This is a genomic window from Enterococcus sp. 5H (assembly GCF_028128615.1).
Lineage (GTDB): Bacteria > Bacillota > Bacilli > Lactobacillales > Enterococcaceae > Enterococcus_L.
In genome coordinates this window covers 42,024-67,277 of sequence record NZ_AMDP01000045.1, presented here as the reverse complement: position 1 = coordinate 67,277, position 25,254 = coordinate 42,024, and the positions used below count along the sequence as shown (strand labels likewise).

Here is a 25,254-nt window from a genome sequence, read left to right as displayed (position 1 = left end):
ATTGTTCATTGAAAACTGGATATTGAAGTAAAAAAGTAATCAAAACAAACCGAGAACACCGCGTTGAAGAGTTAATTAATTAATTGTTCGAAGCTTATTTTATTGACTAACCTTCTATCGCTAGAAGAAGTGGTCAAGACCCAACCGCAAGGTTGACAAGGTTAAGTGAATAAGGGCGCACGGTGGATGCCTTGGCATTAGGAGCCGATGAAGGACGGGACTAACACCGATATGCTTTGGGGAGCTGTAAGTGAGCTATGATCCAGAGATTTCCGAATGGGGAAACCCAGCATCTTTTATAGGATGTTACTTTCCAGTGAATACATAGCTGGTTAGAGGTAGACGCAGAGAACTGAAACATCTAAGTACCTGCAGGAAGAGAAAGAAAATTCGATTCCCTGAGTAGCGGCGAGCGAAACGGGAAAAGCCCAAACCAACAAGCTTGCTTGTTGGGGTTGTAGGACTCCGTTGTGGTAGTCTGTCAAGATAGTCGAAGGACTTGGAAAGGTCCGCCAAAGTGGGTAATAGCCCCGTAGACGAAATGTTGGCAACACCTAGGAGGATCCTGAGTACGGCGGAACACGAGAAATTCCGTCGGAATCCGCGGGGACCATCCCGCAAGGCTAAATACTCCCTAATGACCGATAGTGAACCAGTACCGTGAGGGAAAGGTGAAAAGCACCCCGGAAGGGGAGTGAAATAGATCCTGAAACCGTGTGCCTACAACAAGTCAAAGCCCGTTAATGGGTGATGGCGTGCCTTTTGTAGAATGAACCGGCGAGTTACGATTGCATGCGAGGTTAAGGTGAAGAGCCGGAGCCGCAGCGAAAGCGAGTCTGAATAGGGCGATTGAGTATGTAGTCGTAGACCCGAAACCATGTGATCTACCCATGGCCAGGTTGAAGGTGTGGTAAAACGCACTGGAGGACCGAACCCACGTACGTTGAAAAGTGCGGGGATGAGCTGTGGGTAGCGGAGAAATTCCAAACGAACTTGGAGATAGCTGGTTCTCTCCGAAATAGCTTTAGGGCTAGCGTCGAAGTTGAGAATGATGGAGGTAGAGCACTGTTTGGACTAGGGGCCCATCTCGGGTTACCGAATTCAGATAAACTCCGAATGCCATTCATTCATATTCGGCAGTCAGACTGCGAGTGATAAGATCCGTAGTCGAAAGGGAAACAGCCCAGACCACCAGCTAAGGTCCCAAAATATATGTTAAGTGGAAAAGGATGTGGGGTTGCACAGACAACTAGGATGTTGGCTCAGAAGCAGCCACCATTTAAAGAGTGCGTAATAGCTCACTAGTCGAGTGACCCTGCGCCGAAAATGTACCGGGGCTAAACATATTACCGAAGCTGTGGATCACACCTCTGGTGTGATGGTAGGAGAGCGTTCTAAGGGCGTTGAAGGTCGATCGTGAGGACGGCTGGAGCGCTTAGAAGTGAGAATGCCGGTATGAGTAGCGAAAGACGGGTGAGAATCCCGTCCACCGTATGACTAAGGTTTCCTGGGGAAGGCTCGTCCGCCCAGGGTTAGTCGGGACCTAAGCCGAGGCCGAAAGGCGTAGGCGATGGACAACAGGTTGATATTCCTGTACCAGTTGTTTTTGTTTGAGCAATGGAGGGACGCAGGAGGCTAAGGAATGCATGCGACTGGAAGTGCATGTCCAAGCAGTAAGTCTTGAGTAGAGTCAAATGCTTTACTCTGTACGGACAAGCTGTGATGGGGAGGGAAATAATAGTACCGAAGTTCCTGATGTCACACTGTCAAGAAAAGCTTCTAGTGAGAAAACAACTGCCCGTACCGTAAACCGACACAGGTAGTCGAGGAGAGTATCCTAAGGTGAGCGAGCGAACTCTCGTTAAGGAACTCGGCAAAATGACCCCGTAACTTCGGGAGAAGGGGTGCTGACTTCGGTCAGCCGCAGTGAATAGGCCCAAGCGACTGTTTATCAAAAACACAGGTCTCTGCAAAATCGAAAGATGACGTATAGGGGCTGACGCCTGCCCGGTGCTGGAAGGTTAAGAGGATGGGTTAGCTTCGGCGAAGCTCAGAATTGAAGCCCCAGTAAACGGCGGCCGTAACTATAACGGTCCTAAGGTAGCGAAATTCCTTGTCGGGTAAGTTCCGACCCGCACGAAAGGCGTAACGATTTGGGCACTGTCTCAACGAGAGACTCGGTGAAATTTTAGTACCTGTGAAGATGCAGGTTACCCGCGACAGGACGGAAAGACCCCATGGAGCTTTACTGTAGCTTGATATTGAGTGTTTGTACCACATGTACAGGATAGGTAGGAGCCGATGAAACCGGAACGCTAGTTTCGGTGGAGGCGCTGGTGGGATACTACCCTTGTGTTATGAACCCTCTAACCCGCAGCCCTTATCGGGCTGGGAGACAGTGTCAGGTGGGCAGTTTGACTGGGGCGGTCGCCTCCTAAAAGGTAACGGAGGCGCCCAAAGGTTCCCTCAGAATGGTTGGAAATCATTCGCAGAGTGTAAAGGCAGAAGGGAGCTTGACTGCGAGACTTACAAGTCGAGCAGGGACGAAAGTCGGGCTTAGTGATCCGGTGGTTCCGCATGGAAGGGCCATCGCTCAACGGATAAAAGCTACCCTGGGGATAACAGGCTTATCTCCCCCAAGAGTCCACATCGACGGGGAGGTTTGGCACCTCGATGTCGGCTCGTCGCATCCTGGGGCTGTAGTCGGTCCCAAGGGTTGGGCTGTTCGCCCATTAAAGCGGCACGCGAGCTGGGTTCAGAACGTCGTGAGACAGTTCGGTCCCTATCCGTCGCGGGCGTTGGAAATTTGAGAGGAGCTGTCCTTAGTACGAGAGGACCGGGATGGACTTACCGCTGGTGTACCAGTTGTTCTGCCAAGGGCATTGCTGGGTAGCTATGTAGGGAAGGGATAAACGCTGAAAGCATCTAAGTGTGAAGCCCACCTCAAGATGAGATTTCCCATTTCTTTAAGAAAGTAAGACCCCTGAGAGATGATCAGGTAGATAGGTTGGAAGTGGAAGTACAGTGATGTATGGAGCGGACCAATACTAATCGGTCGAGGACTTAACCAAAAGAAATAAAATAAAAGATCTTGGTCAATTTGATTACAACTTCAATCCAGTTTTGAGTGAACAATCACTCAAGTAAATACAACAACACCCAGTGTGGTGGCGATAGCGAGAAGGATACACCTGTTCCCATGCCGAACACAGAAGTTAAGCTTCTTAGCGCCGATTGTAGTGAAGGGTTTCCCTTTGTGAGAGTAGGACGTCGCCACGCTAATTATTCCGGCATAGCTCAGTTGGTAGTAGCGCATGACTGTTAATCATGATGTCGTAGGTTCGAGTCCTACTGCCGGAGTAAAAGAACGAAAACTGATAAGGTTTTCGTTCTTTTTTTATTTTAAAGTAATGTAAACTTTATTATTTGATAGAATAGATAAAAAATGAAATAATGGTAGATGTATAGTAAATATGAGAAGAACTTTACTACGTTTGTCTAACAGTTTTGTCATATTAGGAAGCTAATACTATGAATAATGGCTTTCCTATGCGATTTTTTGATATAATAATTGTAACTTGGTTGAATTAGGACTTTAGATTGAGTGATGGCTCTTTAACCTATGTTATAATTATATAAATAGTAGAGGAGGAGCAACGTGAAAGTCTTATTATATTTTGAAGGCGAAAAGATGTTAGCTAAATCTGGAATTGGACGAGCACTAGATCATCAAAAACGTGCACTCTCAGAAGTGGGAATTAGTTATACCTTGGATTCCGAATGTACAGATTATGATATTTTGCATATCAATACGTACGGTATTAATAGTCATAATATGGTAAATAAAGCGCGAAAACAAGGGAAGAAAATTATTTATCATGCACATTCCACAGAGGAAGATTTTAGAAATTCATTTATAGGATCAAATCAACTGTCACCACTAGTAAAGAAATATTTAGTTAGTTTATATTCAAAAGCAGATTATTTAATTACGCCTACACCGTATTCTAAACAACTTTTAGAGGGATATGGTATTCAAGTTCCAATTGCATCCATTTCAAACGGAATTGATTTGGCAAGGTTTGAACACTCAGATAAAAAAGAGGAGCAATTTAGAAATTATTTTAAGATTAAAAGGGATCAAAAAGTTATTATTTGTGTCGGACTTTATTTTGAAAGAAAAGGTATTATTGATTTTGTTGAAATTGCTAGAAAGTCTCCTGATTATCGTTTTATCTGGTTTGGACATACGCCAATGTATTCTATTCCAAAAGTGATTCGAAGAATTGTCAAAGAAGATCATCCTGAAAATGTAGAATTTCCAGGATACATCAAAGGAGATATTATAGAAGGTGCTTACTCAGCTGCAGATTTATTTTTCTTTCCATCTTATGAAGAGACTGAGGGAATTGTTATTCTTGAAGCATTAGCAAGCAAGCAGCAAGTTCTAGTAAGAGATATTCCAGTTTATAATGGCTGGCTTGAAAATGAGGTTAATTGTTATATGGGGACTACAAATGAAGATTTTGTTGATCTAATTGGAGAATTGGTTGAAGAAAATATTCCAAGTACTCGTCAGGAAGGTTACAAAGTTGCTGAAGAAAAAAGTATTGAACGAATTGGGCATGAATTAAAGAATGTTTACGAAAAAGTGTTAAAGCAAAGTAGCAATGAAAATGAAAGAGTTTATCAGGAAAATTAGAAATAGTGGAGGGAGACATCGTGAAATTTGGTTTCTTTACAGATACATATTTTCCCCAAGTGAGTGGGGTTGCAACATCTATAAAAACATTAAAAGAAGAATTAGAACAAAAAGGACACCAGGTTTATATTTTTACAACAACGGATCCAAATGCTAAAGAATTTGAAGAAGATGTCATTCGGATGCCTAGCGTGCCTTTTGTTTCATTCAAAGATAGACGGATTGTTGTGCGGGGAATGTGGTATGCATATTTGATTGCTAAAGAGTTGGAGTTAGATTTGATTCATACTCATACTGAATTTGGGGCTGGTCTACTAGGGAAAATGGTTGGTAAAAAGCTTAAAATTCCAGTTATTCACACATATCATACAATGTATGAAGATTATTTACATTATATTGCTAAGGGAAAAGTTGTTCGACCAACACATGTGAAGTATTTTTCTCGTTTTTTTGCAAATCATACTACTGGCGTCGTTTGCCCAAGTGAACGTGTTATTGATAAGTTAAGAGAATATGGTGTAAAAGCACCAATGAGAATCATTCCTACAGGGATAGATATCAAAAAATTTGAACGACCGGATATCGATGAGCAAATGAAAAAAGATTTACGAAAGCAACTTGGACTAAATGATGAAAATATTATGTTGTTATCATTAAGCCGTATTTCATATGAAAAAAATATTCAGGCTATTCTACACGGTCTACCAAAAATTATTGAACGTTTTCCAACAACTAACTTAGTAATTGTAGGAGATGGACCATACGTTGATAAATTACGTAGTTTAGCTGAAGAACTTGAGATCGATGCAAATGTTCAATTTGTTGGTGAAGTGCCAAACGATCAAGTAGCGATTTATTATAAAGCTGCTGATTACTTCGTCAGTGCTTCTACGTCTGAAACGCAAGGATTGACTTATACAGAAGCAATGGCTTCTGGTACACCCTGTGTAGTTGAAGGAAACGCCTATTTAAATAATTTGTTTGATCATGAGACATTAGGTGTAACGTTTAAGTCAGATGCTGATTTTTCACAAGCCTTTATTGATTACGTTGAATCTGGGATTAAACCCGATGATCTTATTTTAAAGGAAAAGCTGTATGAAATTTCAGCTACTAACTTTGGTAATCTAATGTTTGAATTTTATGAAGACATGATTAATTATTACGATCAATTGTTATTAGAAAAAGAAGCTGCTGCATCGATTGAGCGAATTAAGGTTAAATTTACATCTTTAAGAAAATAAATGTAAAACTTCTATTCTTGGTTTATACTGAGGATAGAAGTTTTTTGGATTAAAGAAAAATGTTGGAGGGAAAAGAATGACACAAATCGGATTTATTGGAACTGGTGTAATGGGAGCTGCGATTGTCAGAAATATGATGAAAAATGGATTGGATGTAAATGTCTACAATAGAACAAAAAGTAAAACGGATGATTTAATCAAAGAAGGTGCAGTATGGAAAGCGTCACCAGCTGAACTTACTGCAAGTAGTGAAGTTATATTTACCATGGTCGGTTTTCCAACAGATGTTGAAGCTATTTATTTTGATGAAAATGGGATATTTACAGAAGATCTTACTAATAAAGTTATTGTTGATTTAACTACAAGTACACCAACATTAGCTGAAAAAATAGCTGTTAAAGCTCAAGAGTTGGGTGGGGCTGCTTTAGACGCTCCTGTATCGGGTGGAGATTTAGGTGCAAAAAATGGTACGTTGACTATTATGGTTGGCGGTGACCCAGACATATATGAAAAATTACAACCAATCTTTAAGACATTTGGAAAAACAATTATGTGGCATGGTATATCAGGTAAAGGTCAGCATACTAAAATGGCAAACCAAATTATGATAGCTGGTACAATGACTGGTATGACTGAAATGCTTGTATATGCTAATAAAACTGGTTTAGATTTAAACAAAGTGATTGAGACGTTATCTGGAGGAAGTGCAGCTAATTGGTCGTTAAGCAATTATAGTCCAAGAATTTTAAACGAAGACTACTCTCCAGGATTTTTTGTTAAACATTTTATAAAAGATTTAAAAATTGCATTGGATGAAGCAGAGAAATTGAATCTTGAATTACCATCCACTAATTTGGCAGTCAAACTCTATGAAAAGCTTGCAAATAAAGGATTTGAAGATGATGGAACGCAAGCCTTAATCAAACTTTGGTGGAATGATGGTAAACAGCCAAACGTGAAAAATTAAAGAACAGCAAAAAAATAAAAAAAAATGACGAAATATCATGCAAGAATGACAATGTTTTGATACAATGGTACAGAACTAGTTTGTAAAGGGAGGCCCATTTATGAAACATTCACAACTTGTGGCGATTATTAAGAGACTTGAAGCGATGACTGAAGCAACAGATAACGAAATCCAAGTTCGTCGTTTTGAACGTGAAGGTGTTGAAAAATGCACCGTGACATATGATAAATCAACTGAAACGTTTGAATTAACTGAGAGTAATTCTCAGGAAAGTTATCAATTTGACAATATTGATATTGTTGCGATGGAAATTTATGATTTAATTCAATAATTCAGTAAGTATTTAACAAATTAATGAAAAAGAATCAAAAATCTTGTGGCGTACAAAACTGTACGCCACAAGATTTTTTTAATTATGCCATCGTTAGTTCATCAAATATTGCTTTTACACTAGTTTTTTCTTTAATTCGATAGACATTGGAACTAGCAAAGACTAGTGGATGTTCAGCATCTTTTGTAACGGAATTTAAAAATGTCTCAGTTATGCAATAAGGAATAGTTTCACGATCCCAGTAATTGTAAGATAAACAATTGCGGCATTTTTCTACAGGAATTTGCTCATGTTTTATACTTTCAGAAAATTGCGTTTTTATAGCGCGACGAGGTATTTCTACAGGACTTTTGATTATTGTTACATCTTCTTTTTCAGCATTCATGTAAGATGTTTTTAATGATAAAGGTAGCTGCCATGATATTAAAGCTAATCAATCCACCTTGAGCGATTTTTTTTTGCCTTATCAAATTGTAACTGTCAAATATTTTTTCTAATTATAAAATTAAGTGAATTAAAAATGCTAATTTTTTTAATGTCTCAAGCAGCATTACCACACACTTTTTAATTAAGAAAATTTAAAAAGGAAATATTTTACTTGCATTCTCTTTTTATATGCGATATAGTTTGAACATCAAATCATTTGATAATCAAACTATATGGATGGTGCAAACATGGAGCCTAATTTAGAAACGATCAACGACTATCTTGTCAGTGTCTTTAACGATATTTTGACAATAGAAGAATCTGAATTAAAAAAATCACAGTTCAATGATTTGTCCATTACTGAAATGCACACAATTGAAGCTATTGGGATGTATAAGAAAAAGACTTCTTCTGAAGTTGCTAAAGAGTTATCCATTACTGTTGGTACTTTAACTGTTGCAATTAATAATCTGGTAAAAAAGGGTTATGTAGAACGATTGCGCAGTGAAGATGATCGTCGAGTAGTGAAATTAGGATTAACCAAAAAAGGAAAACTTCTTTTTCGTGTTCATCAGCACTTCCATCGAGAAATGGTCAAGAATATTTTGAACGGAATGGATAAAGCTGAAGAGAAAGCTTTACTTAAAGCGTTAAAAAATCTTCACGATTTCTTAAGAGAATACAAATAAAAAGTGAGGATTAAGATGGAACAATATGCAAAAATAAGTTGTACCAGCCGATATGTTCCTGAAAATAAAGTATCGAATCAATTACTTTCAACAATGATGGATACTTCTGACGAGTGGATTTCTAGCCGTACAGGTATTCAGGCAAGAAATATTGTGACAGATGAGAATACCTCAGATCTGTGCACAAAAGTTGCAGAAAAATTACTAACAAAATCGGCTAAAAAAGCAAGTGAACTGGATTTTATCATTGTTGCGACAATGACACCAGATTATGGTACTCCTTCGGTAGCTTGTCTAGTTCAAGGAAATATTTCGGCAACAAAAGCATTTGCTTTTGATATAAGTGCTGCTTGTTCAGGTTTTGTTTATGCATTAAGCATGGCAGAAAAATTAATTCGTACAGGTAAGAAATTAGGTATGGTTATTGGTGGTGAAACACTTTCCAAAGTAATTGACTGGGATGATCGTACGACAGCTGTATTATTTGGTGATGGAGCCGCAGGAGTTTTGCTGGAAGCTAGTAACGAACAGCATTTCTTTAATGAAAAGTTGCAGGCTGATGGTCAGCGGGCGAAATCATTGACTTCTGGATATGTGCAAAATCAAAGTCCGTTTTACAAAGAAACATCAGAATCTTTAGGCTATTTGCAAATGAATGGTCGAGATATTTACGATTTTTCACTAAAAGATGTGACAAAAAATCTTTCAGAAATTGTGGAGGAAGATGTAGATTACTTATTACTTCATCAAGCCAACAAGCGGATTATCGAAAAGATCTCTAAAAAGATTAATGTTCCGCGAGAAAAATTTTTAACCAACATGGAGCATAACGGCAATACCTCTGCTGCCAGCATCCCTTTATTACTGGATGAGTCAGTAGAAAATGGAGTCCTTGAATTAGGCTCAAATCAAAAAATTGTGTTAACAGGCTATGGCGGCGGTTTAACGTGGGGATCAATCCTATTGACGCTGTAAGAGCTGTTACTATATAAAATTAAAAAGAAAATTATTGGAGGAATATACACATGGTATTCGAAAAAATTCAAGCAATTATTGTAGAAGAATTAGGTAAAGAGCCTGAGGAAGTAAAATTAACAACAAACATTCAAGAAGAATTAGACGCAGATAGCTTGGACTTATTCCAAATCATTAATGAAATCGAAGATGCATTCGATATTAAAATTGAATCTGAAGATGGTATTACTACTGTTCAAGATTTAGTAACATATGTAGAAAAACAAAAAGCAGAATAATTAAAGCGATTAGGTAAAATAAAAAGTTGGATGAGCAAATCTCGTTGTGATTCTTAACAATTGCTGAAGAGTCTAGCTTTTTTGCACCGTTATTTGGAATTAAAAGCTGGTACTGAACTTACATAGTTTTGTTCCAGCTTCTTTTTTTCATTGAATAGTAAACGAAAGAATTTTTTAAAAGGATGTCATTTATGCAATCAAAGATTTGTGAGTTAATTGGGATTGAATATCCAATTTTTCAAGGAGGCATGGCTTGGGTTGCTGATGCTTCTTTGGCAGGTGCAGTGTCTGAAGCAGGCGGTTTAGGTATTATAGCAGGTGGTAATGCACCAAAAGAGGTTGTTCAAGCTGAAATTAGAAAGATTAAAAAAATGACTGATAAACCATTTGGAGTCAATATCATGTTATTGTCGCCCTTTGCAGAAGATATTGTTGATTTAGTCTGTGAAGAAAATGTTCCTGTGATTACGACAGGTGCTGGAAATCCAAGTAAGTATATGTCTCGGTTTAAAGAGCATAATATTAAAGTAATTCCAGTAGTACCTTCTGTGGCTCTAGCTGCTCGTATGGAAAAAATCGGAGCAGATGCCGTTATTGTTGAAGGGATGGAAGCAGGCGGACATATCGGAAAGTTAACCACGATGAGTATGGTTCCTCAAGTTGTCGATGCATTGAAGATCCCAGTAATCGCCGCAGGTGGAATTGGTGATGGCAGAGGCATGGCTGCTGTTTTAATGTTAGGTGCTGATGCTGTACAAGTAGGAACTCGTTTTTTAGTAGCAAAAGAATGTACGATTCATGAAAATTATAAAGCGAGAGTACTTAAAGCCAGAGATATTGATACAGTTGTTACTTGCCAGCATTTTGGTCATCCTGTTCGGACAATCAAAAACAAGTTAACGATGGAATATGATCGATTAGAAAAAGTTGAATTGCGGAAAACAGATCCTGATCTTGCAAAGTTTGATGAACTGGGACAGGGAGCTTTACGCAAAGCAGTTGTTGAAGGTGATATTGACCATGGTTCGATTATGGCTGGTCAAATTGCCGGATTAATAAATAAAGAAGAAACAGCAAAAGAAATTATAGATTCATTTATTATTGAAACCAAAGAAATTATTAAAATGAGATATAGTCAATGGGTATAGAAAACTATTTATGTTGACTTTTAAATATAGTTAGTTCTATTTTTCAGTCGAGAGTAAATAACCCGTTCAGCTTTAAAGTTAGGAGCAAAAAAGATGAAAACAGCGTTTGTATTTAGCGGACAAGGTGCCCAATATGAGGGTATGGGTAAAGAATTGTTCGATCAAGAAAAAATTGTTCAAGAAACATTTCAAGAAGCAAGTGAGATTCTAGGCTATGATATGGCAGAACTTTGCTTTACGGAAAATGACCGATTAAATGAAACAATGTATACACAACCTGCGATCTTAACAGTTAGTATAGCTTTTTATCGTTTATTGCAATCAAAAGGCTATCAGCCTGATATTGTAGCTGGACTAAGTTTGGGAGAATACACTGCCCTTGTTGCTAGTGGAGCAATTTCATTTAAAGATGCTGTTAAGCTAGTAGCTAAGCGGGGAAAATACATGACAGAAGCAGCACCAGCTGGCACAGGGAAGATGGTTGCTGTAATGAATGCAGATCGTACGCTAATTGAAACTTGCTGTGAAGAAGCCAGTAAGTTGGGAATTGTTTCACCAGCTAATTATAATACGCCACAGCAAATTGTCATTGGTGGAGAATCAGAAGCAGTTGATAAGGCTGTTGAGTTACTGAAAGAAGCTGGTGTAAAACGAATGATACCATTAAATGTTAGTGGACCTTTTCATACTGCATTATTGAAGCCTGCGTCAGAAAAGTTAGCTAGTGAATTGGAAAGTACAACTTTCACAGAAATGACGATTCCTGTGATTAGCAATACAACAGCTCAAGTAATGGATCAAAGCGCTATTAAAGATTTATTAGAACAACAAGTAATGTCAGCTGTACGTTTTGCAGATAGTGTTGAAACAATGAAAAAAATGAATGTTGATACAATTATAGAAGTTGGACCAGGAAAAACCTTAACTGGTTTTATTAAAAAAATTGATAAAGAAATTAAAACAGCTCGTGTTGAAGATATAGATACATTATCAGAAACTGAAGCTCTTTTAGCCGGGAGGTAACAAATGGACTTAAAAGGTAAAAATGTACTTGTTACAGGCAGTACACGAGGAATTGGTAAAGCAGTTGCTTTAGCATTTGCAAAAGAAGGCGCAAATATCGCATTAAATGGGCGTGGTGAAATTAGTCCGGAGCAGATTGCCGAAATTGAAGCTTTCGGAGTGACTTGTATTGGCGTATCAGGAGATATTAGCAATTTTGAATCAGCTGGAGAAATGATTGAAGCTGTGGTGACTGGTTTAGGTTCGATTGATATCTTAATTAATAATGCCGGTATTACCAATGATAAATTACTATTACGAATGACAGAAGAAGATTTTACCAGCTGTATTCAAATTAATTTAACTGGAACATTTAATATGACTCAACAAGCAATTAAACGTATGATGAAACAACGTAGTGGCAAAATTATTAATATGGCTAGTGTTTCTGGTTTAACAGGAAATATTGGTCAAGCCAACTATGCAGCAAGCAAAGCTGGTGTTGTTGGTTTTACAAAATCTGTAGCAAGAGAAGTTGCAGCTAGAGGAATTACGTGTAATGCGATTGCTCCTGGTTTTATTGAAACTGAAATGACCGATGTTTTATCTGATAAAGTAAAAGAACAAATGAACCAGCAAATTCCGCTACGCGCTTTTGGTCAAGTTGAAGATGTGGCAAATACAGCTATTTTCTTGGCAAAAAGTCCGTATATCACAGGGCAAGTAGTCAATGTGGATGGCGGTTTAGTGATGCATGGGTAATCACAAAGTTTGAAAGGAGCGATAAGAATGAATCGCGTAGTTATTACAGGTTATGGTGTAGCATCTCCGATTGGAAATGATGCAGATACCTTTTTAGAGAGTTTACAAACAGGGAAAAATGGCATTGGACCAATTACGAAATTTGATGCTAACGAAACAGGAATTACTGTAGCAGCAGAAGTAAAAGATTTCCCATTTGATAAATACTTTGTTAAAAAAGATGCCAAACGCATGGATTTATTTTCTCTTTTCGGTATTTATGCCGCATTAGAAGCGATGGAAATGAGTGGGCTAGATACAGAGCAAATCGATGTTGATCGTTTCGGTGTTATGGTAGGTTCGGGTATTGGCGGACTACAGACAATTGAAGATCAAGTTATTCGGATGCATGATAAAGGACCGCAAAGAGTAGCGCCTTTGTTTATTCCGATGGCTATCGGTAATATGGCTGCTGGAAATATCGCTTTACGTGTTGGAGCAAAAGGCATTTGTACAGCTACTGTAACAGCTTGTGCCAGCGCAACGCATTCTATCGGAGAAGCTTTTAGAAATATCAAACATGGGTATTCTGATGTCATTATAGCGGGTGGAGCGGAAGCACCTATTTCTGAAATTGGAATTTCTGGTTTTGCTTCTTTAACTGCTTTGTCCGCAACTGAAGATCCTGAAAGAGCATCAATTCCTTTTGACAAAGACCGTAACGGTTTTGTGATGGGAGAAGGTGCTGGTGTATTTGTTGTTGAATCCTTAGAGCATGCACAAAAACGTGGGGCAACTATTTTGGGCGAAATTGTTGGTTATGGTGCCAACTGTGATGCGTATCATATGACTTCACCAACGCCGGATGGCAGTGGAGCTGCAAAAGCAATGCAATTAGCGATGAAAGAAGCGGAAATTCAACCAGAACAAGTTGGCTATATTAATGCTCATGGTACAAGTACCCAAGCCAATGATAAGGCAGAGTCAAAAGCAATCCAGCTAGCGTTTGGAGATGCTTTCAAAGATGTTCGTGTTAGTAGTACGAAAAGTATGACAGGACATTTACTTGGTGCTGCAGGCGGAATTGAAGGAATTGCGGCTCTTAATGCGTTGCAGCATCAATTTATTCCACCTACAATTAACGTTCGTAACAAAGATGAAGAGGTTCAAGCTAATGTTGTAATAAATGAAAGTGAAAATCATGAATTTACTTACGCATTAAGCAATTCTTTAGGATTTGGAGGGCACAACGCTGTAATTTGTTTGAAGCGTTGGGAAAACTAATATGAATATTGAAGAAATTAAAGAGTTATTAACGCAATTTGACCAATCTACTTTAACCGAATTTGACCTTCGAGAAGGTGCATTTGGTCTTTATATGAATAAAAATAAGGTTTCACAAAAAACAGTAGCTTTAAGTCATGAACAACAAGCGACAACTATTGAGCCAAGTCAAGCAGAGACAAAAGCAGTGTCAAACCAAACTGAAGCAACTCAGACAACAGTTGAAAAAACAGCAAAAACTGAAGTGATGTCAGAAGATACTGAAGATATCATTTCACCAATTGTTGGGATTGTATATTTAAAACCAGCGCCTGATAAAGAAAACTTTAAACAAGTTGGCGATTCAGTGAAAAAAGGTGAGGTAGTTTGTATAGTTGAAGCAATGAAATTAATGAATGAAATTACTGCAACCGTTGATGGTGTAATCACTGAAGTTTTGGTCAATAACGAAGATGTTGTTGAATTTAACCAGCCATTATTCCGCGTATCAAAAGGAGTTTAATCATGAATATTCAGGAAATTAAAGAGATTATTCCTCATCGTTATCCATTTTTGTTATTGGATACGGTTGAAGAAATTGTAGTAGGCGAAAAAGTTATCGCTAAGAAAAATGTTACAGTGAATGAGCAATTTTTCCAAGGACATTTTCCGGGTGAGCCGGTAATGCCAGGAGTGCTTATTCTTGAAGCACTAGCGCAAGCTGGAGCTGTAGCGTTATTGTCAATGCCGGATTTCAAAGGTAAAACTGCTTATTTCGGCGGAATTGATAAAGCAAAATTTAGACAAAAAGTTGTTCCTGGTGATACATTGATGTTAGAAGTTGAGATTATCAAAGTAAAATCAGTAGCCGGTATAGGCAAAGGAACTGCAACTGTGAATGGTAAAAAAGTAGCGGAAGCAGAATTGACCTTTATGATTGGATAGGTGAGCTATGTTTTCAAAAGTATTAATTGCAAATCGAGGAGAAATCGCTGTTCGAATTATTCGAGCGTGTCGTGAGCTAGGTATTCAAACTGTTGCTGTATACTCCGAAGCAGATAAAGAAGCATTACACACGCAATTAGCAGATGAGGCTATTTGTATTGGTCCAGCTAAAGCGATTGATTCTTATTTAAATGTACAACATGTATTAAGTGCGGCAATCGTGACAAACGCGGAAGCCATTCATCCAGGATTTGGTTTTCTATCAGAGAACAGCCAATTTGCAGCAATGTGTGAAGAGTGTAATATCACGTTTATTGGACCTAAAGCAGAAACAATCGATGCGATGGGGAATAAAATTAACGCCCGCGAATTAATGCAAAAAGCCAATGTTCCGGTAATTCCGGGAAGTACTGGTGTGATTGGGACAGTTGAAGAAGCGTTAAAAATTGCTGATGATATTGGTTATCCAGTGATGCTAAAAGCAGCTGCTGGCGGTGGTGGAAAAGGTATTCGGAAAGTCTTAAGTAAGGAAGAATTACCACAGCATTTTACCTCAGCGCAACAAGAAGCTAAAGCAGCATTTGGTAATGATGATATGTATTTAGAAAAAATTATTTATCCTGCCAGACATATTGAGGTTCAAATTTTAGGAGATCAGTATGGACATGTGATTCATTTAGGTGAACGCGATTGTTCTTTACAAAGAAATAATCAAAAAGTTTTAGAGGAATCTCCATCAGTTGCTATTTCTCCTGAAAAAAGACAGTTATTAGGTGAGACAGCCGTTCGAGCAGCAAAAGCGGTCAATTATCAAAATGCTGGAACTATTGAATTTTTAATGGACAAATCTGGTGATTTCTATTTTATGGAAATGAATACGCGGATTCAAGTAGAACATCCAATTACTGAGATGGTTACAGGAATTGATCTTGTAAAAGCACAATTAAAAATTGCTTCAGGTGAAGAGTTACCTTATAAACAAGAAGATATCACGATGTCTGGTCATGCGATTGAATGTCGGATTAATGCAGAGAATCCAGCGTTTAATTTTGCGCCATCACCAGGTAAAATTAACAATTTATTATTACCAAGCGGTGGCATGGGATTACGGGTGGATAGTGCGATGTATTCAGGCTACTCGATTCCTCCATATTATGATTCAATGATTGCCAAAGTCATCGTTCATGGTGAAGATCGTTTTGATGCATTAATGAAGATGCAGCGAGCGTTAAATGAAATTGTTACAGAAGGTATTGTGACAAATTCTGAGTTTCAACTGGACTTGATTACACATGAAAATGTATTAAGCGGTGATTATGACACTAGCTTTTTACAAGAAACATTTTTACCAAATTGGGAACCAGATAGCGATAATTAAAAAGGAGCAGGTGTATGGCTTTATTTAAAAAGAAAAACTACATTCGAATCAATCCAAATCGCCCGGTCGATGACCAAGCTTCCGTAAAAAAACCTGCCGTTCCAGATAACATGTGGGCGAAGTGTCCTTGTTGTAAACGTACGTTATATACGAAAGACATGGGGGCAGAAAAAGTCTGTCCTTATTGCGGTTATAGCTTTAGAATTGGTGCTTGGGAACGTATGGCGTTAATCGTTGATGAAAAAAGTTTTGAGGAATGGGATACGGAATTAGTTACGAAAGATCCGTTGAACTTCCCGGATTATTTAGATAAAATTGCTGCGATGCAAGAAAAAACTGAACTTCATGAGGCAGTTTTAACTGGTAAAGCCAAAATAGATGGTCAAACGTTGGCGATCGGTGTGATGGATGCAAACTTTATCATGGGTAGTATGGGAACTGTTGTTGGTGAAAAAATTACTCGTTTGTTTGAGCGAGCTTTGGAACAAAAATTACCAGTGATTATTTTTACAGCATCTGGCGGTGCTAGAATGCAGGAAGGTATTTTTTCTTTGATGCAGATGGCAAAGGTTTCCGGTGCTTTGAAACGACATAGTAAAGCTGGGTTACTGTATGTAACAGTATTAACTGATCCAACAACTGGCGGTGTAACAGCAAGCTTTGCAATGGATGGTGATGTGATTTTAGCGGAACCTCAAAGCTTAATTGGTTTTGCAGGCCGTCGAGTGATTGAGCAAACAATTCGTCAAGAATTACCGGATGATTTTCAAAAAGCTGAGTTTTTACTGGATCATGGTTTTGTAGATAAAATTGTTCCTCGCAATCAGTTAAGAGAAACACTTAGCAAATTAGTCGAAATTCATACAATGAAAGGGTGGAAATAACGATGGATAAAACAGCCAATGATATCGTCACCCTTGCCAGAGCACAAGATCGTTATACGACTTTGGAATATATTGATGCTGTGTTTGAAAATTTTATAGAGTTTCATGGTGATCGCTACTTCGGTGATGACTTAGCTGTTGTTGGAGGCGTTGCAACGCTGCAAGATAAACCAGTTACAGTTGTAGGTATTCAAAAAGGTCGTAATTTACCTGAAAATATTGAACGTAATTTTGGTGCACCTCATCCAGAAGGATATCGTAAAGCTTTACGTTTAATGAAACAAGCAGAAAAATTTGGTCGTCCGGTAATTACGTTCATTAACACAGCTGGAGCTTATTGCGGGATCGAAGCAGAAGAGCGTGGTGAAGGAGAAGCAATCGCTAGAAATTTAGTGGAAATGTCTGATTTAACGGTGCCGATAATTGCTATTATTATTGGTGAAGGTGGTAGTGGCGGTGCGTTAGCGCTAGCAGTGGGTGATGAAGTTTGGATGCTGGAACACACAATATATGCTGTTTTATCACCAGAAGGTTTTGCTTCAATTTTATGGAAAGATGGTAGCCGGGCGAAAGAAGCTGCAGAATTAATGAAAATTACTGCAACAGAATTAAAAGAGCTGACCATTATTGACCGTGTAATTCCAGAAGAAATGAATGGTGAAGCGTTGGAACAAGCAAAAATTAACCGAATCGTTCAAAAAGCACTGATTACAAAGCTAAATGAACTTTCTAAATTAGAGACAGATGTGTTATTGGAAAACCGCTATCAGCGTTTCCGTAAATATTAATAGGTTAAAAAGAGGTTGTGACAGAAGTGTTTAACTCCGAGAAATAAGAAGAAATTCACGAAAATTGCTCTTCAAATTTTTGTGAATTTCAGCTTATTTCCGAAGGAGTTGCTTCTGCTCCCACCGTTTATTTGGAAACTAAGAGCTTGAAACATAACTTTTTGTTATGTCCCAAGCTCTTTTGATGTTTAAATTTCAGTATACATTTCAGAAATAGACCAGATAAAACCAAATGGATCTTTTACATTGGCAACCTTGAATTGATTTGGAACAATCGTAATTGGCATTTCAAGGGTGCAGCCTGCTTTTAGTGCTTTGTCTAAAAGTTCTTCAACGCTACTACAAATTATTTGAATACAGAAAGGAGTCCCATGTAAAGTTAATGGTGATTTTCCACCTTGTTCGGGTTGCTCATCGGCTAAAGCAAAGAGACTTTGACCAATGCTAAAACGCCCTGACTTTACAGGTTCAGTGAGATTCAATTCAATTTTTTTAGCATCAAAGACTTTTTCATAAAAGGTGAATGCCTCCTCTGTATCAGGAACAAAAAGATTGATTGAGACTTTTTCAATACTGATAGTCATTATAATCCCCCTTGTCATTTTTTAAAGTTTATCATATAAAAAAATTAGCGCAAAAAATAGTGTTTAAAGAATAAATTAAGAGCTTAGTTAATTTCATGAAACTTATGATCGGCATTTATAGAAATTTTTAGGAAAATGCAGTATAATACAACATGGAGAGGCTGGGGCAGAAGTGATTTTCTCTAAGAAATAATACAAAAATTCAAGAAAAATAGCTATTTATTTTTTGTGAATTTAGGCTTATTTCCGAAGGGATTACTTCTGTCTCGCTGTTTATCGAATATAAATCAATCTGATTCATTATAAAAATAGTATAGTGAAGATGAGAGGGGTAACTATGTTTTCAAAATTTAAACCAACTTGGATGGTTGACGCAATTTACAAGATTACACCAACTCAGCTAAAGAAATTAGGTATTAAAGCTGTACTGACAGATTTAGATAATACCTTGATTGCTTGGGATAATCCGGATGGAACGGAAGAGTTATGGACGTGGATTCTGGAAATGAAAAATGCTGGGATTCCAGTTGTCGTTGTTTCCAATAACAAATCCAGCCGTATCAAAAGAGCAGTAGAAAAATTTGAGCTTGAGTATGTTTCTAGAGCGTTGAAACCATCCACACGCGGTTTTAGAGAAGCTGAAAAAAAATTAAATTTAAAACCAGAAGAATTAGTGATGGTTGGAGATCAGATCATGACAGATATTCGCGGAGCAAATGCTGCCGGGATTAAAAATATTTTAGTTCGTCCCATTGTGGATACCGATGGCTGGAATACAAGAATCAATCGCTTTTTTGAACGGAAAATCATGAAATCTTTAGCGAAGAAACATCCAGATATGGTATGGAAAGGCGGACTAGAATGAGTGAAGTAATTCATTGTATTGGTTGTGGTGCGGTCATTCAGACGGAGCATCCAAATGAATTAGGTTATACACCGAAAGCAGCATTTGAAAAGGGAATTGAGACTGGAGAAGTTTATTGCCAACGTTGTTTTCGTTTAAGACATTATAATGATATTCAAGATGTTCAATTGACAGACGATGATTTTTTACGTTTACTGAATGAACTTGGTAAAGAAGATGCCTTGATTGTTAATGTAGTGGACATTTTTGATTTTAATGGATCTTTGATTCCAGGACTGCATCGTTTTATTGGTGATAATCCAGTATTGATGGTGGGAAACAAAGTCGATATTTTACCTAAATCATTGAAAAAACCTAAAATGATTCAGTGGATGAGAGAGCGAGCGCATGAAGAAGGTCTGCGTCCAGTGGATGTTTTACTAACAAGCGGGAAAAAATCAGGTGAAATGGAAACCCTACTTGAAGCGATTGAAAAATACCGTGAGGACAGAGATGTCTATGTGGTAGGTGTAACTAATGTTGGGAAATCAACACTGATTAACCAAATTATCAAACAAACAGCTGGTGTAAAAGATCTTATAACTACATCTCAATTTCCAGGTACAACCTTAGATAAAATTGAAATTCCGTTAGATGACGGTCATTTTTTAATTGATACACCGGGAATTATCCACCGCCATCAGATGGCACATTATTTAGGCAAAAAAGATTTAAAAATCATTGCGCCTCAAAAAGAAATTAAACCCAAAGTTTATCAGTTAAATCCTGAACAAACACTGTTTTTAGGCGGCTTAGCGCGCTTTGATTTTATCCAAGGCGAGCGTAGTTCATTTATTGCGTATGTTTCGAATGATTTATCGATTCATCGCACAAAATTAGTCAAAGCCGATGAATTCTATCTAAAACATGTAGGGGGCTTACTACAGCCGCCACGTCCAGATGAAGTAGCAGAATTTCCTGAGCTTGTCCGGTTTGAATTTTCTATTAAGGAAAAAACAGATATTGTATTTGCTGGTTTAGGCTGGATTACCGTAACAGAGCCTTGTGTGGTTGCTGGTTGGGCACCAAAAGGAGTCGACGTTTTACGAAGAAGAGCATTGATTTAATACAAGTGAAAATAGAGAGAAGGAAATTTAGTGGATTTAAGGGGAAAACAAAAGCGTTACTTGCGTAGTCAAGCGCATCATTTACAACCGATTTTTCAAATAGGCAAAGGTGGTTTGAATTCTGCAATGACTGTTCAAATCAACGAAGCGCTTGAAAAACGTGAGTTAATTAAAGTAACGTTATTACAAAATACAGATGAAATTGCAGAAGATGTAGCGGATGTATTGAAAGCTGAGATTCATTGTGATATTGTCCAAATTATAGGTCGTGTTTTAGTACTATTTAAACCATCAACAAAAGAAAAATATCAAAAGATCTCTAAAGAAGTTAAAGCAATTTAAACCTTGGAGGTAATAAAATGGGGACAAATACGAATGCTGCATTAAAGGCACAAGTAATTGTTGAAGAAGCTAAGCTTTTTCAAAAGCGTAAACAAGTAGGAATTTTAGGTGGAAATTTTAATCCCGTTCATTTGGCTCATTTAGTGATGGCCGATCAAGTACAGCAACAGCTTGGCTTGGATAAAGTCTACCTGATGCCCACTTATTTGCCGCCTCATGTAGATGAAAAAAAGACCATAGCAGGAGCTCATCGCCTTGCTATGCTTGAACTGGCAATCGCGGATAATAAAAATTTAGCTGTTGAGCCGATTGAACTGTTGCGTAAAGGCAAAAGTTATACGTATGATACGATGAAAGCTTTGACGCAAAATAATCCAGATACAGATTACTATTTTATCATTGGCGGAGACATGGTAGAATATTTACCAAAGTGGTACAAAATTGATGAATTAATGACATTAACAAACTTTGTTGGCATTCGTCGGCCCAATTATGCAACAATTACGCCATATCCAATTATTTGGGTTGATGTTCCGCAGATGGATATTAGTTCAACTTTGATAAGGGAAAAGGTTAAAAATGGTTGCTCGGTGCGCTACTTATTACCAGATAGTGTGATACACTATATAAAGGAAAAGGAGCTGTATCTGGATGAACTTTAGCGGGAAATACACAGCATTTAAAAGAGAAGAATTAATGCAGGAAGTTCAGATGCATATGAGCGAACGAAGATTTCAGCATGTGCTGGGTGTTGAAGAGATGGCTGTTGCTTTAGCTGCTAAATACGGTGCTTCTGAAGAAAAAGCAAGTATAGCTGCACTCACTCATGACTATGCAAAAGAACGTCCGGATGAAGAATTTGAACTAATCATTCAACGTGATGGTTATGATTTAGATTTGTTGAATTATGGAAACGCAATTTGGCATGGATTAATCGGAGCTAGCATGGTGCAGCGCGAATTAGGCATTGATGATGAAGAAATTTTAGAAGCTATTCGATTGCATACGACAGGCGCTAAGAAAATGAGTTTGTTGGATAAAATTATTTATGTCGCTGACTACATTGAACCAGGCAGAAATTTTCCAGGAGTAAAAGAAGCGCGTGAACTTGCTTTAATTGATTTGGACGAAGCAGTAGCCTATGAAACCAAACATACGTTACAACATTTAATTGAGCAGGAACAACAAATTTATCCTAAAACTATAGAAACCTATAATTATTGGGTGGCAGGAAAGAAATAATGAATTGAATCAAAATAAAAAAAATTTAAGAAAACAGGGGGAAACCATCATAGATAGTCAACAGATTTTAGAAATCGCTGTAAAAGCAGCTGATTCAAAAAGAGCAGAGGAAATTGTCGCTTTAGACGTACATGAAATTTCACTTTTAGCAGATTACTTTATGATTTGTCAAGCAGCAAGTGAACGTCAAATTAACGCTATTGTAGAAGAAATTATTGAAAAAGTAGAAGAAGCAGATGTAGAAGTGAAACGAATCGAAGGAAAAGACGGGGGAAAATGGGTATTGATCGATTTAGGCGATATCATTGTCCACGTTTTCCAATCAGCAGAACGCGGGTTTTATAACTTAGAAAAACTTTGGTCTGATGCTCCAATGGTTGATCTACACGCTTGGGTTGAGTAAAATGGCTTACGAAACTTTTGCATTTGTATACGATGAAGTAATGGATGATAGTTTGTACGATCAGTGGTTGGCATTTTCGAAGCGTCATTTACCTGAAGGGAAAAAAGATGTTTTAGAGATGGCTTGCGGAACGGGTGCATTAGCGGTTGATTTTGCGAAAGCGGGTTTTACTGTAACTGCCTTAGATTTGTCTGAAGAAATGTTGACAATGGCTAGTAAACGAGCTGCTGAAGAAGAAGTACAGATTCAGTTTGTCCAAGGAAATATGATGGATCTATCTGAGATGGGCCAATATCATGCAATTACTTGTTTTTCCGATTCATTGTGTTACATGGCTAACCGTCAAGAGGTTCAACAAGTCTTTGATGATGTTTATCAAGCTTTGGAAGAGGAAGGTGTATTCATTTTTGATGTGCATTCTGTTCATCAGATTGAAAAAGTTTTCCCAGAGTACAGCTATCACTACCAAACAGAAGAATTTGCTTTTTTATGGGATAGTTATCCGGGTGAAAAAGAACACAGTATTGAACATTTCCTGACTTTTTTTGTGAAAGAAAACGGCAGTGATGAGACCTTTATTCGACAAGACGAACTTCATCAAGAAAGAACGTATTCAATGGAAAATTATTTGATGATGTTGGAAAGTTCTGGTTTTATGGATGTGGAAGTTTATGCAGACTTTACTGATGAAGTTCCAACAGAAGAAAGTAAGCGCTGGTTCTTTGTTTGTAAAAAATAATAAATTTGGATGGGACAAAGCTTTTTAGTTTTGGATCATCCTTTTTTTGTGAGGACATGGTATGATTAGTTTTGACAAATTGGATTCAGCTAAAGGGGAATGAGTATGAAAAGCTGCGGTATTATTGTAGAGTATAATCCTTTTCATAATGGGCATCAGTATCATGCCCAGAAGGCTAGAGAATTGAGTGGAGCAGATGTTGTAATTGCGGTAATGAGCGGTAATTTTTTACAGCGGGGTGAGCCAGCAATTATAGATAAATGGACACGGACGGCTGAAGCATTAAAGTACGGTGTGGATTTGGTGATTGAGCTACCTTTCGCATATGCAGTACAATCAGCTGACTATTTTGCTAAAGGTGGAATGAAATTATTGCAGGCAATGCAATGTGACTCGCTTTGCTTTGGAACGGATAATCAAGGGGAAATATCCTATGAAGCTTTTGGTGACTTTGTAAATACTCATCAAGCGGAAATTAATCAGGCATATCAAAAAATTAAAAATAATGGGATGAGTTATCCTCAGCAGATGACTGAAGTCTTTAGAATGTTACATCCAGAAACAAACTTGGATTTTTCTTCACCTAATCATATTTTAGGATTAAGCTATGCAAAAGAAAATGCAAATTATCAAAATCCGATGACCTTGTACCCGTTAAAAAGAGAACAAGCTGGATATCATGATTTGGCAGTTTATAAAGATTTTGCCAGTGCCACAGCTATTAGAAAAGCCGTTTTTTCAGGGGAATTAACGAAAATCAAACCAGTTTTGCCTAATCAAGTACTGGTAGACTTGGAATTTCAACCAAAAGTAGCATGGGAATCCTATTGGCCTTGGTTAAAATATAAATTAATCAGCAGTACGGCTGAAGAGTTGCAAGCTATTTACCAAATGAAAGAAGGCATTGAATACCGCTTAAAAGAGGCGGCTAAAAAAGCAGATTCTTTTTCAGCATTTATGGAATTAGCCAAAACAAAACGTTATACTTGGACTCGTCTACAACGATTAGCGATTTATCTGCTAGTTAATGTAAGTCAACAAGAAATAGCAGCATCTTGGAATAATAGTTACCTTCATGTATTGGGCTTTAACAAAAACGGTCAAGATTTTTTAAACGAAAAGAAGAAAACATTTGAGCTGCCAGTGATCACAAAAATTTCCAAAAGTGTCAATGACCAATTATCTTTAGATATTCGTGCGAATCAAATTTATCAACTTGGGGATAAAAAAATTACAGAACAAAGTTTCGGCAGGTTTCCGCTCCGTTCTCATTAAAAGCAAAAAACACTTAACAAAAGAGCAATTGGCAAGTATAATAAATAAGGTGCTATAATCAAAATACAAATGAATGAAAGCGAAGTGAGAATATGGGTCGTAAGTGGGCAAATATTAAAGAGAAAAAAGCTGCCAAAGACGCAACTAACAGTCGAGTTTATGCAAAATTCGGGATTGAAATTTACGTAGCAGCAAAATCGGGTGATCCTGACCCTCAGGCAAACCAAAAGTTGCGGTTTGTTATCGAGCGCGCAAAAACATATAATGTACCAAAACATATTATTGACCGGGCGATTGAAAAAGCCAAAGGTTCCGGCGATGAGCAGTATTCAGAATTACGTTATGAAGGGTTTGGACCAAACGGATCAATGGTCATTGTTGACGCCTTGACAAATAATGTTAATCGTACAGCTTCTGATGTTCGTGCAGCTTTTGGTAAAAATGGTGGTAATATGGGTGTAAGTGGAGCTGTTGCTTACATGTTTGACCATACAGGTGTTATAGGATTTGCTGGAGACGATGCAGATGAAGTTCTTGAATATCTAATGGAAAAAGACCTAGATGTTCGCGACGTCACTGATGAAGATGGTCAAATCATTGTTTATACTGAACCAGAAGATTTACATGCTGTTCAAGAAGCGTTAAAAGAAAAAGGTATTGAAGAATTCTCTGTGGCTGAATTAGAAATGATTGCGCAAAATGATGTAGAATTAACTGGAGAAGACTTAGAACAATTTGAAAAAATGATTGATGTTTTAGAAGACCTTGATGATGTTCAAAAGGTTTATCATAATGTTGATTTAGGTGAATAAGTGAACGTGGAACCCATGATAAAATCAGGGTTCTTTTTTTATCTAATCAAGTTAAGAAGATTTAAACAAAAATAAACCCTTCATACACACACTATATGAAGGGAAACACAATATGAAAAAACTAA

General features: G+C 37.7%; 26 protein-coding genes, 1 tRNA gene, 2 rRNA genes and 1 pseudogene. 28 read left to right on the top strand and 2 right to left on the bottom strand.

The annotated features are described in order from the left end of the window. Nucleotides 1-159: 159 nt before the first annotated feature. The 7 genes and pseudogenes from C240_RS13400 (at nucleotide 160) to C240_RS13370 (ending at nucleotide 7,244) form a co-directional block, all read left to right on the top strand. A 23S ribosomal RNA gene (locus tag C240_RS13400) occupies nucleotides 160-3,071 on the top strand. A gap of 92 nt (nucleotides 3,072-3,163) precedes the next feature. Further along, nucleotides 3,164-3,279 (top strand): 5S ribosomal RNA (gene rrf / locus C240_RS13395). 7 nt (nucleotides 3,280-3,286) lie between these two features. Next, nucleotides 3,287-3,360, top strand: a tRNA-Asn gene (locus tag C240_RS13390). A gap of 298 nt (nucleotides 3,361-3,658) precedes the next feature. After that, on the top strand, nucleotides 3,659-4,702 hold the full coding sequence (locus tag C240_RS13385) for a glycosyltransferase (RefSeq protein ID WP_271496981.1): 1,044 nt from the start codon (nucleotides 3,659-3,661) through the stop codon (nucleotides 4,700-4,702). 20 nt (nucleotides 4,703-4,722) lie between these two features. After that, the gene (locus C240_RS13380; protein ID WP_271496980.1) at nucleotides 4,723-5,946 is read left to right on the top strand and encodes a glycosyltransferase family 4 protein; all 1,224 of its coding nucleotides are present in this window, start codon (nucleotides 4,723-4,725) and stop codon (nucleotides 5,944-5,946) included. Between the two features lie 67 nt (nucleotides 5,947-6,013). Beyond that, nucleotides 6,014-6,913, top strand: a pseudogene (locus C240_RS13375) (NAD(P)-dependent oxidoreductase); the annotation flags it as partial. Between the two features lie 100 nt (nucleotides 6,914-7,013). Next, nucleotides 7,014-7,244, top strand: a complete 231-nt coding sequence (locus C240_RS13370; protein ID WP_271496979.1) for a YkuJ family protein — start codon at nucleotides 7,014-7,016, stop codon at nucleotides 7,242-7,244. Between the two features lie 82 nt (nucleotides 7,245-7,326). Here the strand turns inward: C240_RS13370 and C240_RS13365 are convergent, their stop codons facing one another. Further along, nucleotides 7,327-7,629, bottom strand: a complete 303-nt coding sequence (locus tag C240_RS13365; RefSeq protein ID WP_271496978.1) for a hypothetical protein — start codon at nucleotides 7,627-7,629, stop codon at nucleotides 7,327-7,329. Nucleotides 7,630-7,918: 289 nt separating this feature from the next. Here C240_RS13365 and fabT point away from each other — a divergent pair, with 289 nt between their 5' ends. The 12 genes from fabT to C240_RS13305 all read left to right on the top strand — a co-directional run bounded on the left by fabT (nucleotide 7,919) and on the right by C240_RS13305 (nucleotide 17,761). Beyond that, nucleotides 7,919-8,359 carry a fatty acid biosynthesis transcriptional regulator FabT gene (gene fabT, locus C240_RS13360; protein WP_271496977.1) on the top strand — a complete coding sequence of 147 codons (441 nt, stop codon included), beginning with the start codon at nucleotides 7,919-7,921 and terminating at the stop codon, nucleotides 8,357-8,359. 15 nt (nucleotides 8,360-8,374) lie between these two features. Beyond that, nucleotides 8,375-9,334 (top strand): beta-ketoacyl-ACP synthase III, encoded by a 960-nt coding sequence (locus C240_RS13355; RefSeq protein ID WP_271496976.1) that lies wholly within the window; start codon nucleotides 8,375-8,377, stop codon nucleotides 9,332-9,334. 50 nt (nucleotides 9,335-9,384) lie between these two features. After that, nucleotides 9,385-9,612, top strand: a complete 228-nt coding sequence (locus C240_RS13350) for an acyl carrier protein (RefSeq protein ID WP_025873142.1) — start codon at nucleotides 9,385-9,387, stop codon at nucleotides 9,610-9,612. Nucleotides 9,613-9,803: 191 nt separating this feature from the next. Then, nucleotides 9,804-10,760 carry an enoyl-[acyl-carrier-protein] reductase FabK gene (gene fabK / locus C240_RS13345; protein ID WP_271496975.1) on the top strand — a complete coding sequence of 319 codons (957 nt, stop codon included), beginning with the start codon at nucleotides 9,804-9,806 and terminating at the stop codon, nucleotides 10,758-10,760. 93 nt (nucleotides 10,761-10,853) lie between these two features. Further along, a complete protein-coding gene (gene fabD, locus C240_RS13340; protein ID WP_271496974.1) occupies nucleotides 10,854-11,783 on the top strand; it encodes an ACP S-malonyltransferase in 930 nt (309 codons plus the stop codon). A gap of 3 nt (nucleotides 11,784-11,786) precedes the next feature. Continuing rightward, nucleotides 11,787-12,524, top strand: coding sequence for a 3-oxoacyl-[acyl-carrier-protein] reductase (gene fabG / locus C240_RS13335; RefSeq protein WP_271496973.1), 738 nt, complete (start codon nucleotides 11,787-11,789; stop codon nucleotides 12,522-12,524). 27 nt (nucleotides 12,525-12,551) lie between these two features. Further along, nucleotides 12,552-13,787 carry a beta-ketoacyl-ACP synthase II gene (fabF, locus tag C240_RS13330; RefSeq protein ID WP_271496972.1) on the top strand — a complete coding sequence of 412 codons (1,236 nt, stop codon included), beginning with the start codon at nucleotides 12,552-12,554 and terminating at the stop codon, nucleotides 13,785-13,787. Nucleotide 13,788: 1 nt separating this feature from the next. After that, the gene (accB, locus tag C240_RS13325) at nucleotides 13,789-14,289 is read left to right on the top strand and encodes an acetyl-CoA carboxylase biotin carboxyl carrier protein (protein ID WP_271496971.1); all 501 of its coding nucleotides are present in this window, start codon (nucleotides 13,789-13,791) and stop codon (nucleotides 14,287-14,289) included. A gap of 2 nt (nucleotides 14,290-14,291) precedes the next feature. Beyond that, entirely contained in the window at nucleotides 14,292-14,711 is a 420-nt protein-coding gene (gene fabZ / locus C240_RS13320) for a 3-hydroxyacyl-ACP dehydratase FabZ (RefSeq protein WP_271496970.1), read from the top strand. 7 nt (nucleotides 14,712-14,718) lie between these two features. Continuing rightward, nucleotides 14,719-16,089 (top strand): acetyl-CoA carboxylase biotin carboxylase subunit, encoded by a 1,371-nt coding sequence (locus tag C240_RS13315; protein ID WP_271496969.1) that lies wholly within the window; start codon nucleotides 14,719-14,721, stop codon nucleotides 16,087-16,089. A 14-nt stretch (nucleotides 16,090-16,103) separates the two neighbouring features. Next, complete coding sequence (gene accD / locus C240_RS13310; RefSeq protein ID WP_271496968.1) at nucleotides 16,104-16,973, top strand: acetyl-CoA carboxylase, carboxyltransferase subunit beta; 870 nt, start codon at nucleotides 16,104-16,106, stop codon at nucleotides 16,971-16,973. 2 nt (nucleotides 16,974-16,975) lie between these two features. Further along, nucleotides 16,976-17,761 (top strand): acetyl-CoA carboxylase carboxyl transferase subunit alpha, encoded by a 786-nt coding sequence (locus tag C240_RS13305; protein ID WP_271496967.1) that lies wholly within the window; start codon nucleotides 16,976-16,978, stop codon nucleotides 17,759-17,761. A gap of 188 nt (nucleotides 17,762-17,949) precedes the next feature. On the opposite strand, the gene C240_RS13300 is transcribed toward C240_RS13305, so the two are convergent. Continuing rightward, nucleotides 17,950-18,345: a VOC family protein gene (locus C240_RS13300; protein ID WP_271496966.1), complete on the bottom strand. Its 396-nt coding sequence runs from the start codon at nucleotides 18,343-18,345 to the stop codon at nucleotides 17,950-17,952. 337 nt (nucleotides 18,346-18,682) lie between these two features. Between C240_RS13300 and C240_RS13295 the strand changes: the two genes are divergently transcribed. The 9 genes from C240_RS13295 to C240_RS13255 all read left to right on the top strand — a co-directional run bounded on the left by C240_RS13295 (nucleotide 18,683) and on the right by C240_RS13255 (nucleotide 25,129). Continuing rightward, entirely contained in the window at nucleotides 18,683-19,210 is a 528-nt protein-coding gene (locus tag C240_RS13295; RefSeq protein ID WP_271496965.1) for a YqeG family HAD IIIA-type phosphatase, read from the top strand. Then, nucleotides 19,207-20,316, top strand: a complete 1,110-nt coding sequence (yqeH, locus tag C240_RS13290) for a ribosome biogenesis GTPase YqeH (protein ID WP_271496964.1) — start codon at nucleotides 19,207-19,209, stop codon at nucleotides 20,314-20,316. The genes C240_RS13295 and yqeH overlap by 4 nt, the downstream gene beginning before the upstream one ends. 30 nt (nucleotides 20,317-20,346) lie before the next feature. Further along, entirely contained in the window at nucleotides 20,347-20,658 is a 312-nt protein-coding gene (gene yhbY, locus C240_RS13285; RefSeq protein WP_271496963.1) for a ribosome assembly RNA-binding protein YhbY, read from the top strand. A gap of 17 nt (nucleotides 20,659-20,675) precedes the next feature. Then, nucleotides 20,676-21,320, top strand: a complete 645-nt coding sequence (locus tag C240_RS13280) for a nicotinate-nucleotide adenylyltransferase (protein WP_271496962.1) — start codon at nucleotides 20,676-20,678, stop codon at nucleotides 21,318-21,320. Beyond that, entirely contained in the window at nucleotides 21,310-21,900 is a 591-nt protein-coding gene (gene yqeK / locus C240_RS13275) for a bis(5'-nucleosyl)-tetraphosphatase (symmetrical) YqeK (RefSeq protein WP_271496961.1), read from the top strand. Before C240_RS13280 ends, yqeK begins: the two co-directional genes overlap by 11 nt. A gap of 64 nt (nucleotides 21,901-21,964) precedes the next feature. Then, a complete protein-coding gene (gene rsfS, locus C240_RS13270) occupies nucleotides 21,965-22,303 on the top strand; it encodes a ribosome silencing factor (protein ID WP_271496982.1) in 339 nt (112 codons plus the stop codon). Between the two features lies 1 nt (nucleotide 22,304). Next, nucleotides 22,305-23,042 carry a class I SAM-dependent DNA methyltransferase gene (locus C240_RS13265; RefSeq protein ID WP_271496960.1) on the top strand — a complete coding sequence of 246 codons (738 nt, stop codon included), beginning with the start codon at nucleotides 22,305-22,307 and terminating at the stop codon, nucleotides 23,040-23,042. 105 nt (nucleotides 23,043-23,147) lie between these two features. Then, nucleotides 23,148-24,317, top strand: coding sequence for a nucleotidyltransferase (locus C240_RS13260; protein ID WP_271496959.1), 1,170 nt, complete (start codon nucleotides 23,148-23,150; stop codon nucleotides 24,315-24,317). A 92-nt stretch (nucleotides 24,318-24,409) separates the two neighbouring features. Beyond that, a complete protein-coding gene (locus tag C240_RS13255) occupies nucleotides 24,410-25,129 on the top strand; it encodes a YebC/PmpR family DNA-binding transcriptional regulator (protein WP_271496958.1) in 720 nt (239 codons plus the stop codon). Nucleotides 25,130-25,254: the final 125 nt, after the last annotated feature.

What these genes read in the sequence shown, in the direction of transcription:
- C240_RS13370 (WP_271496979.1), top strand. Translation starts at nt 7,014, where the DNA reads ATGAAACATTCACAACTTGTGGCGATTATTAAGAGACTTGAAGCGATG.
- C240_RS13365 (WP_271496978.1), bottom strand. Translation starts at nt 7,629, where the DNA reads ATGAATGCTGAAAAAGAAGATGTAACAATAATCAAAAGTCCTGTAGAA.
- fabT (WP_271496977.1), top strand. Translation starts at nt 7,919, where the DNA reads ATGGAGCCTAATTTAGAAACGATCAACGACTATCTTGTCAGTGTCTTT.
- C240_RS13355 (WP_271496976.1), top strand. Translation starts at nt 8,375, where the DNA reads ATGGAACAATATGCAAAAATAAGTTGTACCAGCCGATATGTTCCTGAA.
- C240_RS13350 (WP_025873142.1), top strand. Translation starts at nt 9,385, where the DNA reads ATGGTATTCGAAAAAATTCAAGCAATTATTGTAGAAGAATTAGGTAAA.
- fabK (WP_271496975.1), top strand. Translation starts at nt 9,804, where the DNA reads ATGCAATCAAAGATTTGTGAGTTAATTGGGATTGAATATCCAATTTTT.
- fabD (WP_271496974.1), top strand. Translation starts at nt 10,854, where the DNA reads ATGAAAACAGCGTTTGTATTTAGCGGACAAGGTGCCCAATATGAGGGT.
- fabG (WP_271496973.1), top strand. Translation starts at nt 11,787, where the DNA reads ATGGACTTAAAAGGTAAAAATGTACTTGTTACAGGCAGTACACGAGGA.
- fabF (WP_271496972.1), top strand. Translation starts at nt 12,552, where the DNA reads ATGAATCGCGTAGTTATTACAGGTTATGGTGTAGCATCTCCGATTGGA.
- accB (WP_271496971.1), top strand. Translation starts at nt 13,789, where the DNA reads ATGAATATTGAAGAAATTAAAGAGTTATTAACGCAATTTGACCAATCT.
- fabZ (WP_271496970.1), top strand. Translation starts at nt 14,292, where the DNA reads ATGAATATTCAGGAAATTAAAGAGATTATTCCTCATCGTTATCCATTT.
- C240_RS13315 (WP_271496969.1), top strand. Translation starts at nt 14,719, where the DNA reads ATGTTTTCAAAAGTATTAATTGCAAATCGAGGAGAAATCGCTGTTCGA.
- accD (WP_271496968.1), top strand. Translation starts at nt 16,104, where the DNA reads ATGGCTTTATTTAAAAAGAAAAACTACATTCGAATCAATCCAAATCGC.
- C240_RS13305 (WP_271496967.1), top strand. Translation starts at nt 16,976, where the DNA reads ATGGATAAAACAGCCAATGATATCGTCACCCTTGCCAGAGCACAAGAT.
- C240_RS13300 (WP_271496966.1), bottom strand. Translation starts at nt 18,345, where the DNA reads ATGACTATCAGTATTGAAAAAGTCTCAATCAATCTTTTTGTTCCTGAT.
- C240_RS13295 (WP_271496965.1), top strand. Translation starts at nt 18,683, where the DNA reads ATGTTTTCAAAATTTAAACCAACTTGGATGGTTGACGCAATTTACAAG.
- yqeH (WP_271496964.1), top strand. Translation starts at nt 19,207, where the DNA reads ATGAGTGAAGTAATTCATTGTATTGGTTGTGGTGCGGTCATTCAGACG.
- C240_RS13280 (WP_271496962.1), top strand. Translation starts at nt 20,676, where the DNA reads ATGGGGACAAATACGAATGCTGCATTAAAGGCACAAGTAATTGTTGAA.
- yqeK (WP_271496961.1), top strand. Translation starts at nt 21,310, where the DNA reads ATGAACTTTAGCGGGAAATACACAGCATTTAAAAGAGAAGAATTAATG.
- C240_RS13265 (WP_271496960.1), top strand. Translation starts at nt 22,305, where the DNA reads ATGGCTTACGAAACTTTTGCATTTGTATACGATGAAGTAATGGATGAT.
- C240_RS13260 (WP_271496959.1), top strand. Translation starts at nt 23,148, where the DNA reads ATGAAAAGCTGCGGTATTATTGTAGAGTATAATCCTTTTCATAATGGG.
- C240_RS13255 (WP_271496958.1), top strand. Translation starts at nt 24,410, where the DNA reads ATGGGTCGTAAGTGGGCAAATATTAAAGAGAAAAAAGCTGCCAAAGAC.